The 8,966-nt window shown below is 68.2% G+C and carries 5 protein-coding genes; all 5 read left to right on the top strand.

Features of this window, described 5'->3' with window-relative positions; genetic code table 11:
* Positions 1 to 147: 147 nt before the first annotated feature.
* The 5 genes from F3J10_RS05770 to F3J10_RS05750 all read left to right on the top strand — a co-directional run bounded on the left by F3J10_RS05770 (position 148) and on the right by F3J10_RS05750 (position 8,966).
* A complete protein-coding gene (locus tag F3J10_RS05770; RefSeq protein WP_013691343.1) occupies positions 148 to 633 on the top strand; it encodes a periplasmic heavy metal sensor in 486 nt (161 codons plus the stop codon).
* A 544-nt stretch (positions 634 to 1,177) separates the two neighbouring features.
* Entirely contained in the window at positions 1,178 to 4,063 is a 2,886-nt protein-coding gene (locus F3J10_RS05765) for a GH92 family glycosyl hydrolase (protein ID WP_240155397.1), read from the top strand.
* 413 nt (positions 4,064 to 4,476) lie between these two features.
* Entirely contained in the window at positions 4,477 to 6,687 is a 2,211-nt protein-coding gene (locus F3J10_RS05760) for a glycoside hydrolase family 3 C-terminal domain-containing protein (protein ID WP_025101624.1), read from the top strand.
* Between the two features lie 280 nt (positions 6,688 to 6,967).
* Positions 6,968 to 7,297: an H-NS histone family protein gene (locus tag F3J10_RS05755; RefSeq protein WP_013691346.1), complete on the top strand. Its 330-nt coding sequence runs from the start codon at positions 6,968 to 6,970 to the stop codon at positions 7,295 to 7,297.
* Between the two features lie 178 nt (positions 7,298 to 7,475).
* A complete protein-coding gene (locus tag F3J10_RS05750) occupies positions 7,476 to 8,966 on the top strand; it encodes a DUF1800 domain-containing protein (RefSeq protein ID WP_167241550.1) in 1,491 nt (496 codons plus the stop codon).

The following is an 8,966-nucleotide window of genomic DNA, read 5'->3' as shown; positions in this document are numbered from 1 at the left end:
GGCAGTGCTCGGCATCGGCGCGGCCGGCGCCCTGGCCGGTGCCTTCGCCACCTCGGCCGCGCTGCTGTCGAGCGTGCCGTCCTATGTCCACGAGAGCACCTACCTGACCACCACCTTCGGCGGCTCGCCCGACGACTGGAGCGGCGAATGAACGGCCGCACCGGAACCATCGTGCTGGTCGTCTCGGTGGTGCTGAACGTGTTCCTGCTCGGCGCGATCGCCGGCGGCGCCTATCAGTGGTTCTCCCGCCATCATGCCGGCGGCGCGCCCGCCGCCAGGACCGCGCTGCGCTTCGCCGCCGAGGGCCTGCCGCCGGAGCGGCAGCAGCAATTCGCCGAGGCGCTGAAGGCAGCCCGCCGCGACGGCCGCGTCTATGTGCGCGAGGCCCGCGAGGGCCGCCGCGACGTGCTCGACCTGCTGGCCATGCCCCAGCTCGATCGCTCGGCCGTGGACGAGGCGCTCGCGCGCACGCGCGACGCCGACCTGCGCCTGCGCGCCCAGGTGGAGAGCAACGTGGTCGATTTCGCCGAAACGCTGTCGCCCGACGAACGCCAGCGTTTCGTCGACGGCTTGCGGCACAGCGGGCAATGGCGCTCGGGGGCGGCACGCGCGCCGATCCCGCCGCGTCAGTGACGTGAAGCTACGGGATGCGCGGCGCAACACGCCGCGCATCCCATGCGAAGCCGCTTCGCCCGGCTGCCGACAATCCCGCCTCGACGGACCGTTCCGTCCTCCCGCCTCGCCCGATGTGCATGCGCAGCAGCACGCTCGTGCCGTCGCGCGAATCCCTTCTCCCTTCCCTGTGACCATCACGCGAATCGCGCGCCAACTCCCCGCGTTCTGATGCGATCGCGATGGCTCGCGCCACGCGTTTTTCCCTTCATCGAATCGACGGCCGTCACGACGCAGCGCCGCAAATTTCGCCGTGTTTTTCTCCGCTTCCGGCATTGAGCACAACGACGCCGCGTTTCGTCACGTTGCGCATCGTTTAGTAAATCTAAGAAAAATATTACAACTGTGTTTATTCGATTGACGGCGGATTCGTCCGAATCCTAGTCTTACGACGCAGCAAGACAGTAAGACCTTGTAACGAAGCAGGAGTCGCGACGAGCCGGCGGTTCGATCGTTCGAATCGTCGATACGCAAGAAGCAAAGAAGAATGGAGAGAGAGACGATCATGAATCGATTCACGACGCTCGCAGCCACACTGGCCGTGGCCTGCGCAGTGAGCGCGTGTGGGGGAGACGACGGCGGCAGCGGTGGCGCCGCCTCGATACTGGCGGCGCGTCCGTCAGCCTCCGCGGCCGACACGACCAACCTCGACGACAACCGCAGCCTGTCCCTGACCCAGTACGTCGATCCGCTGATCGGCACGCTGGCCAGCAATTCGCCGAACCCCGTGCCGGCCGGGCAGGCCGGCAGTGTCGAGCCGGCTGCCGGCCTGCCTTCGGGCATGGTGCAGTGGGCGCCCGACACCAACACCACGCCGGCGCCGAACAGCAGCAAGGAGCCGGGCTCGCCGGCCGGCTACTACTACGACATCAACTCGATCCAGGGCTTCAGCGTGACGCACATGCCGGGTGCCGGCTGCGGCGGCAACAACGGCGAATTCCCGGTGATGCCCACCACCGACTTCACCCAGCTGGTACCCACCTTCAGTCATGCGAACGAAACGGCCAAGCCGGGCTACTACTCGGTGCTGCTCGATTCGCAGATCAAGGTGGAGCTGACCGCCACCCTGCGCACCGGCTTCGGCCAGTTCACCTACCCGGCCGGCAAGCCCGCGCTGCTGGTGCTGGACGCCACGCGCACCAACACCAAGACCTCCACCACCGGCTCGATCACGCAGGTGTCCGACAGCGTGATCTCGGGCAGCACGGTGGGCGGCGGCTTCTGCGGCAACTCGGTGCCGGTGCCGGTCTACTTCTATGCGGCCTTCGACCGGCCCTTCACCTCGGCCGCAATCTCGCACGGCGTGGCCCAGCTCGGCTTCCGCTCGGGCCTGACGGTGAAGATGAAGATCGGCATCTCCTACGTGAGCGTCGCCAACGCGAAGGCCAACCTCGACGCGGAAAATCGCGGCTGGGACTTCGACGGCGTGCGCACGCAGGCCGACAGCACCTGGAACGACCGCCTCAACGCGATCCGCGTGGCGGGCGGCACCGCCGACGCGAAGAAGAAGTTCTACACGGCGCTCTATCACGCGCTGTGGGCGCCCAGCATCTTCAGCGACGTGAACGGCCAGTACATCGGCTTCGACAATACCGTGCACCAGGTCGCCAAGGGCCAGCAGGCACAGTATTCGTCGTTCTCGGGCTGGGACATCTACCGCTCGCTGATCCAGCTGAAGTCGATCCTCAACCCGTCGGAAACCAGCGACATGATCCAGTCGCTCGTCAACGACGCGGACCAGTGCGGCGCGATCCCGCATTGGGTCAACGACAACGTCGAGGACGGCGTGATGCCGGGCGATGCCGGCTCGCTGATCGTCTCCAGCGCCTATGCCTTCGGCGCGCGGCGCTTCGATACGCAATCGGCCCTGCAGCACATGGTGAAGATGGCGAACATCCCCGGCACCGCCTGCAACAACGTCACCACCAATGGCGGCCGCGCCAGCTACCTGCAGACCGGCTACATCACCAGCGGCGAGTGGGGGCAGGCTTCGTCGACGCTCGAATACTCGAGCAGCGACTTCGCGATCTCGCGCTTCGCCGGCGAACTGGGCGACACCGCCACGCAGCGCATGCTGCTGGGCCGCTCGGCCTACTGGCAGAACCTGCTCAACACCTCGCTCACGCCGCCGCTGATCGCGGGCCGCCAGTCGAACGGCGCCTGGATCCCGGAAACGCCGAGCAGCGGCGACAACTACGTGGAGGGCAATGCCGAGCAGTACACCTGGATGGTGCCGTACAACGCGGCGGGCCTGTTCGCGCAGCTCGGCGGCAACAGCACGGTGACGTCCCGGCTCGACCAGTTCTTCACGGTGCTCAACGCCGGCCTGAGCCTGCCCAATTTCTACATGGGCAACGAGCCGACCTTCGAGGTGCCCTGGCTCTATAACTGGGCGGCGCAGCCTTCGGGCACGCAGCGCGTGGTGCAGCAGATCATGGGCACCGCGTTCGGCACCGGCCCCGACGGCCTGCCGGGCAACGACGACCTCGGCGCCGTGTCGGGCTGGTATGTGTGGGGCGCGCTGGGCCTGTACCCGCAGATCCCGGGCGTGGCGGGCCTGGCGATCGGCAGCCCGCAGTTCCCGCAGATCGACGTGCGGCTCGGCAACGGCCGCACCTGGCGGATCCGCGCGGCGGGCGCGCCGAACTCGAGCTACGTGCGTTCGCTGTCGATCGACGGCCGTGCCCACGACACCGCCTGGGTCGCCTACGACGACATCGCCAACGGCGCCACCCTGCACTTCTCGATGGGCAGCTCGCCCTCGCAATGGGGCAGCCAGAAGCAGCCGCCGTCGTTCGGCGTGCCGGTGGCGATCAACGCGGCCGACAGCTACAACAACCGCGGCTTCAGCGCGGACGGCGCGACCAACAGCGACGGCCAGGGCGCGGACTTCGACGGCAGCCTGTTCAGCTACTCGCTGAATGCGCTGGCGGCGGCGGGCGTGCAGCCGGGCAAGCCGTTCGCGGTGGCCGGCGCCAGCGTGGCGGTGGCGGGCGGCCCGCTCACGCTCGACAACACCGTCACCGTCGGGCAGACCGTGATGCTGCCCCCGGGCTCGGTGGGCACCGGCGTGGTGGTGCTCGGCTCGGCCAACAACGGCCCGAGCAACGGCACGGCGCAGCTGAACTTCGCGGACGGCTCGAGCCAGGCGGTCACGCTGAGCTTCGACGACTGGACCCTGAACGGCGGCGGCGCGAGCCCGAGCTCGACGGTGGCCGTCACGATGGCCTATCGCAACTCGGCCAGCGGCCAGCAGGACAACGTGAAGACCTACATCTTCGCGCAGAAGATTCCGGTGCCGCTGGGCAAGGTGGTGACCAGCATCACGCTGCCGCGCCAGGTCAGCGCCGGCAAGATGCACGTGTTCGGGATCGGCATGACGAACTCGTGATGACGGCATGACCCGGCAAGGCCCCGCATCGTCGATGGCGATGCGGGGCCTTCTCACCTCCCCCTCCGCGAAATTTTCCCCTTCGCGCATATCCCGCGCCCCGCCTGGTTTTTCGGCACTTCTTACATTCCTTTTTCGATACCTCTCGGGAAGCTTTTCCGCTCGAAAAAGAGACGACATCGGCACCACGAAGAAAGATCCGAGGATTGAGGGAAAACACCGATGCTGTAGTCGGACTACATTCCTACTATCGAAGCCGGTGGAGGTTTCCTACATCACACTGGCCACGTCGATTCTCCACTCCGTCGCGACGGTGCGCACCGTCGCGGCACACGCGGACCGCGTTCCGCGTTGCATCCGTTGTCGCTTCCTGCATCAGAGACACCCAACCAGAACCAAACGGAGAGAGAGACATGCAGGTCAGACTCTGGTCGGCCGCCGCCGTGGCGGCGTTCGCGTTCGCCGGTGCCCATGCGGCCGGCGCCCCCGACATCATCAACTTCCCGCCCACGCCGTCGAGCCTCGACGTGGTCGGTTCGATCGCCGCGCAAATCCGGGCCGACGTGCTCCTGCGCAAGATGACGCTCGATGAAAAACTGCAGCTGATTCATTCGCAGTACGAGATGAGCGCGGTGCCCGGCGGCGGCGCCGGTTATATCCAGGGCGTGCCGCGCCTGGGCATCCCCGACCTGAACATGGCCGATTCCTCGACCGGCTCGGGCAGCACCTCGCAACCCAGCACCACCTTCCCGGCCACCATCGCGGTGGCCGCCAGCTGGGATCGCCAGCTCTCCAACGCCTATGGCCGGCAGGTCGCGCAGCAGTTGCGCGCGCAAGGATTCGGCATGGGCCTGGGCGGCGGCACCAACCTCGCGCGCGAGCCACGCGGCGGGCGCCTGTTCGAGTATCTCGGCGAGGATCCGCAGCTCGCCGGCGACCTGCTGGCCGAGCGCACCGACGGCACGCAGCGCGAAAAAGTGATCGCCACCATCAAGCATTACGCCGGCAACGAGCAGGAACACGGCCGGCAGGGCGGCAACACGCAGATCGACGAGCGCACGCTGCGCGAGATCTACCTGCTGCCCTTCGAGATCGCCGCCAAGCGCGCGCGTCCCGGCAGCGTGATGTGCTCGTACAACCGCCTGAACGGCGACTACGCCTGCGAGAACACCTACCTGCTGTCCACCGTGCTGAAGAACGACTGGGGCTTCGAAGGCCAGGTCCAGTCCGACTGGGGCGCGGCGCACAGCACGGCGAAGTCGATCAACGCCGGGCTCGACGAGGAAGAGGACGTCGGCGCCACCGTCTACCTGACGCCGGCCGCCGTCAAGCAGGCGATCGCGAATGGCTCGGTGTCCACCGTGCGGCTCGACGACATGGTGCGGCGCAAGCTCTACACCATGATCCGGCTCGGCCTGGTCGATCATCCCGCCAAGAGCGGCACGGTCGATTTCGCGGCCGGCAACGCCTTCGCGCAGAAGGCCGCCGAGCAGTCGATGGTGCTGCTGAAGAACGAGGGCAACCAGTTGCCGCTGGTCGCCTCGGCGCTCAAGCGGATCGCCGTGATCGGCGGCCATGCCGACGCGGCGGTGCTCTCGGGCGGCGGCTCGGGCAACACGCGCGACCCGGTGACGGGCTCGTTCGCCGGCTGCGGCGGCCTGCAGTTCGGCAGCTCGACGGGCTGCGGCTGGTGGCACAACCCCTGGCTCAAGCTCGATACGCCGATCGTCGCCGCGATCCAGCAGCTCGCGCCGGGCGCGCAGGTCAGCTTCGCCGGCAACAGCGACCAGCAACAACCGTTCCGCGCCTACACGCAGCAGGAGATCGACTCGGCCGCGGCGCTCGCCAAGCAGTCCGACGTGGCGATCGTGGTGGTCGCGCAGCCGGCCGGCGAGGACTTCGGCGACCTGCAGAGCCTCTCGCTCGCCAATCCGTCGAACCAGGATGCGCTGGTCTCGGCGGTGGCGGCCGCCAACCCGCGCACGGTGGTGGTGGTCGAGAGCGGCAACCCGGTGCTGATGCCGTGGAAGGACAATGTCTCGGCGATCGTCGAGGCCTGGTTCCCGGGCGACGGCGGCGGCAAGGCGATCGCCAACCTGCTGTTCGGCCAGGTCAATCCGTCCGGCAAGCTGCCGGTGACCTTCCCGGCGCGTGACCAGGACACGCCGACCTGGGGCAGCAACGGCAGCTTCGATCCGAATCCCGTCTACAGCGAGAAGCTCGACATGGGCTATCGCTGGTATGACGCGAAGAACATCGATCCGATGTTCGAATTCGGCTTCGGGCTCTCGTATACGCAATTCGCGTACTCGGGCCTGTCGGTGCTGCGCCTGCCGGGCAACCTGCTCGACGTGAGCTTCACGGTCCGCAACAGCGGCCGCGTGGCCGGCGCCGAGATTCCGCAGGTCTACCTGGGCGTGCCGTACAAGGACGAGCCGCCGCGCCGCCTGGTCGGCTGGGACAAGGTTCGCCTGAATCCGGGCGAGTCGCGCCGCGTCAATGTGATCGTCACGCCGCGCATGCAGAGCGTGTGGGACGACACGCAGGGCAAGTGGCGCTTCGTGTCGGGCAGCAGCGTCTACGTGGGCGCCTCGTCGCGCGACATCCGCCTGCAACAGCGCTGATCGAACCGGCCGGACGGCGGCGGGCGACGCCGTCCGGACCCCGAAATACCGGCGGGGCGGGCCTTCTGGCCCGCCCCGCCGTTTTTTATCGGCGCATTCATCGCGCTGCAAAGGGATGCGTGCCGCGCAACGGCCCATCCCGCCGGGTGCAATAAATCCCTTGCTTCGGGTAATCGCATGTAATTAAATGCCTCGAATGAATCAGGCAGATTGCCGGTATATGTGAAAATGTGCCCCGAGCCTAGTAATATGGCGCCCTATCGACACTCGCCCACCCACAATGAGCAATAACCTCAACGTTCTCGAAGAGCAGCTGCGTGAACTCGACCGCCAGATCGCCGAGGCCAAGACAGAAGGCAAGCGTGGCCTGCTTTCGACTCTCAAGGATCAGGTAGAGCAATACGGTATTACCGAAGACGAATTGCTGCGTGCGGCCGGTTTCCGCGAGCCGGCGAAAATGCGTCGCGCCGCGCCCGCCAAATACTACGATCCGTCCTCGGGTAATTCGTGGTCGGGCCGCGGCCCGCGCCCGAAATGGCTGCAAGGCAAGGAACTCGACGATTACCTGATCGACCGCGCGCCGAAACCCTGGTGGCCGGGCGAAGACTGATCGCCGGGCCCGCGACGCGCGAACTGCCCACGCCGGCGCCCTGCCGGCCCTCGCGCACCGGCCGTTGATGTAGACCGGGCGGTCTTGCGCAGGCCGCCCGAAAAAATTTTCGCCCGACGCGACGGATTTCGCGGCGTGCTCCGTTTAATGGAGATCATCCACGCCGGCAGGACTCCGTATGAACGTTCCGCCCCGCCTTACCGCCGCCGCGATCGCGCTGAACCGCTTCGGCCTCGGCGCGCGCGCCGAGGACAGTGCCCCCGCCGATCCGAAAGCCTGGCTGCTCGACCAGTTCGCGCGTTATGAAGCACGTCCGGCGGCCTGGGCCGAAACGCCAGGCGCGGTCGCGCTGGCTACACGCTTCGGCGCGCAGCGCAACGAATTTCGCGCCGCCAGTGCCGGCGAGGCCACGTCCATGCCGCCCGCGCCATCACCGGCCGCCAGGCTCGCGGCGGCCTCGTCGGCCGCACCCGGTGCGACGCAGAACCCCGCGCAGGCAGCACGCCAGGCCCTCAACCAGATGATTCGCCGCGAGAGCGTGGCGGTCTATCGCGATGCCGTCGATGCGCGCGTCGAGAGCGCGCTGAGCACGCCGACGCCCTTCGTCGAACGGCTGGTGCACTTCTGGGCCAATCATTTCGCGGTGTCGGTGGACAAGGGGCAGGTGGCGGGGCTGGCCGGTGCCTTCGAGCTGGAGGCGATCCGTCCGCACGTGCTCGGCCGTTTCGAGGACCTGCTGGTGGCGGCCGAGCAGCATCCCGCCATGCAGTTGTTCCTGGACCAGACGCGTTCGGTCGGCCCCGACAGCCGCGCCGCCATGCGCGCCGACGCGCGCGACCCGGCCCGCAAGCGCGGCCTCAACGAAAACCTCGCGCGCGAGATCATGGAGTTGCACACGCTCGGCGTGCGCAGCGGCTACACCCAGGCCGACGTCACCGAATTCGCGCGCGCCCTGACCGGCTGGAGCGTGGCCGGCGTGCGCGGCCCGCAGCCCAACGACGCGCCGCCGGGCAGCTTCGTATTCCGCCCGGCGCTGCACGAGCCCGGCACGCGCAGCGTGCTCGGCCGCCGCTACGATCAGGATGGCGAAGCACAGGCGCTCGCGATCCTCGGCGACCTCGCCCGCGCGCCGGCCACGGGGCGCCACCTGGCCTTCCAACTGGCGCGTCATTTCGTTGCCGACGATCCGCCCGCCGCGCTGACCGAGCGGCTCGCGCAAGCCTTCGAGCGCAGCGGCGGCGACCTGCCGACCGTCTATCGCGCGCTGGTCGAGGCGCCCGAGGCCTGGTCGCCGCGCGCCGCCAAGTTCAAGACGCCCTGGGACTGGACGCTCTCCTCGCTGCGCGGGCTCGGCTGGACCTCGCTCGACGGCCTCGAGGCCGCGCCGCTGCTGACCCAGCTCGGCCAACCCGTATGGCGCCCCGGCTCGCCCGCCGGCTACGACGATATCGCCGCGAGCTGGGCCGCGCCCGACGCGCTGGTGCGCCGCGTCGAGGTCGCGCAGCGCCTGGCCGCGCGCACCGGCGATCGCGTCGACGCACGCCAGCTCGGCAACACGCTGTTCGCCGGCACGCTGGGCGATGCCACCGCCACCGCCGTGTCGCGCGCCGAGAGTTCCACTACCGCGCTGGCGCTGCTGCTCGTCTCGCCCGACTTCCAACGGAGGTAA

The organism is Burkholderia sp. Cy-637, assembly GCF_011753175.1.
GTDB lineage: Bacteria > Pseudomonadota > Gammaproteobacteria > Burkholderiales > Burkholderiaceae > Burkholderia > Burkholderia gladioli.
The sequence above is the reverse complement of the archived record's forward strand: the minus strand, read 5'-3'. Positions and strand labels throughout refer to the sequence as shown.

Coding starts and splice junctions, on each gene's coding strand:
- F3J10_RS05770 (WP_013691343.1), top strand. CDS start 148: ATGAACGGCCGCACCGGAACCATCGTGCTGGTCGTCTCGGTGGTGCTG.
- F3J10_RS05765 (WP_240155397.1), top strand. CDS start 1,178: ATGAATCGATTCACGACGCTCGCAGCCACACTGGCCGTGGCCTGCGCA.
- F3J10_RS05760 (WP_025101624.1), top strand. CDS start 4,477: ATGCAGGTCAGACTCTGGTCGGCCGCCGCCGTGGCGGCGTTCGCGTTC.
- F3J10_RS05755 (WP_013691346.1), top strand. CDS start 6,968: ATGAGCAATAACCTCAACGTTCTCGAAGAGCAGCTGCGTGAACTCGAC.
- F3J10_RS05750 (WP_167241550.1), top strand. CDS start 7,476: ATGAACGTTCCGCCCCGCCTTACCGCCGCCGCGATCGCGCTGAACCGC.